The 1974-nt window shown below is 71.0% G+C and carries 1 protein-coding gene; it reads left to right on the plus strand.

From position 1 onward, the window contains the following. The coding region (locus EAO73_RS35300) for a PQQ-binding-like beta-propeller repeat protein (RefSeq protein WP_147975620.1) at positions 1-1755 on the plus strand (1755 nt) is incomplete at its 5' end. Between the last annotated feature and the right edge of the window lie 219 nt (positions 1756-1974).

A 1974-nucleotide genomic window follows, 5' to 3' on the forward strand; every position in this document is an offset into this window, starting at 1 on the left:
CAGCCGGGCTACGGCTACCCGCAGCAGCCGGGCCCGTACGACAAGCCGCAGCAGCCGGGTCCGTACGGCCAGCAGCCCCAGCAGCCCGGTCCCTATGGTCAGCAGCCGCCGACCGCCCCCTACGGGCAGCCGGCCCAGCAGCCCGGTCCCTACGGGCAGCAGCCGCCCACCGCCCCCTACGGGCAGCCGCAGCAGCCGGGCCCGTACGGCCAGCAGCCGCAGGCCGGTTACGGTTTCCCGCCGCAGCAGTACCCCGGCGCGCCCGTTCCCCCCGGCCCCGGCGGTCCGGGCGGCGGCAGCCCGTTCAAGCGCAAGCCCGTGATGATCATCGGTGCCGCGGTCGCCGCGCTCCTGGTCATCGGCGGCGGCGTCTGGTTCGCGACCAGCGGCGACGGCGGCGACGACGACAAGCCGGTCGCCAAGAAGTCCGAGCAGGTCAAGAAGCCGACCGGCTCGCCCTCCGTCGACGAGGGCGACGGCAACGGCACCGGCCGGGAGGACGACGACCTCAACAGCGGCCGCAAGGACGGCGAGGCGAAGATCCTCTGGCTGCAGAAGAACGACGTCGACCTGCCGCGCAACGGCGCGGACGTGTACGGCCCGTGGATCGTCGGCGACACGATCGTCAAGGGCATGTACCGCACGGTCTCCGGCTACGCGGTCGCCGACGGCAAGCAGAAGTGGACGCTGAAGCTGCCGGCGGACATCTGCTCCGCACCCGAGCAGACCACCGCGGACGGCAAGATCGTCATCGCGATCAAGAACGGCACCACCGACAAGGCCGACTGCTCGGCGCTCCAGCAGATCGACCTCACCACGGGCAAGGCGGGGTGGAAGAAGGAGGTCAAGAAGAGCGGCCTCTTCGACATGATGTCGGACCTCTCCATGGCCATCAGCGGTGACACCGTGACGGCCGGCCGCACCGGTGCCGCCAACGCCTTCCGGGTGAGCGACGGCAAGGAGGTGTTCGGCAAGCGGTCCGGCAACTGCCAGCCGTTCGCCTTCGCGGGCGGCGCCAAGCTGATCGCCGCGGTCAACTGCCGCACCGACGACCTCGACAACCCGCAGCACGAGATCGAGGAGCTGGACCCGAACACGGGCAAGGCCAAGTGGACCTACAAGCCCGCACGCGGCTGGGAGGTCGACAAGGTCTACTCGGTGTCCCCGCTCATCGTCTCCCTCACCAAGGGCAGCAGCAGCGACGACAAGAAGTGGAGCATCCTCGCGCTCCGCGAGAACGGCACGCTCCGCTCCCAGCTGATCGGTGACAAGGGCGACAAGTTCGCGCCGGACTGCGGCGGCGGCTTCACCATCTTCGGCCAGCGCCTCGACGGCTGCACCGGGGTCGCGGCCGACGCCAACACCTTCTACATGGCGACGCAGGACGACACCGGCGGCTCCGCCCGCACCAACAAGGTGGTCGCGTTCAACCTGAACACCGGCAAGCCGAAGTGGAAGGCGGAGTCCCCGGCCGAGCAGACCATGAAGCCGCTGCGCATGGAGGGCGGCGACGTCCTGCTCTACGTGGACGGCGGCTACGCCAAGGGCGGCGGCATCGCCACCCTCTCCCCGTCCGGCGGCAGCCCCAAGATGGTGCTCCAGCACCCGGACTCGACCTCGGAGATCGAGCGCTCCTTCTACAACCCGAAGATCCTGTACGCGGACGGCCGTTCGTTCCTCGCGAGCGGGCGGGTCAGCGCGAGCAACGACAAGGAAGAGCTGGAGACGAAGACCATGATGGCCTTCGGCAGCTGACGGTTCACCGCCGCACCCGACGAACACGGCAGGCCGCGGGCGGCAGCAGCCCCGCCCGCGGCCCGCACCGGCCCACCGACCGACCCCCCTCCCTTTTCCCGAGGTACGCAACGCCATGACCCAGCCGCCCCAGCAGCCGCCCAACGAACCGCCCCAGGGCCCGCCCCCGGGCGGCTTCGGCGCACCGCAGGACCCGCCGCCCGGGGGCGGGCCCTGGGG

The organism is Streptomyces sp. col6, assembly GCF_008042035.1.
Taxonomy (GTDB): Bacteria; Actinomycetota; Actinomycetes; order Streptomycetales; family Streptomycetaceae; genus Streptomyces.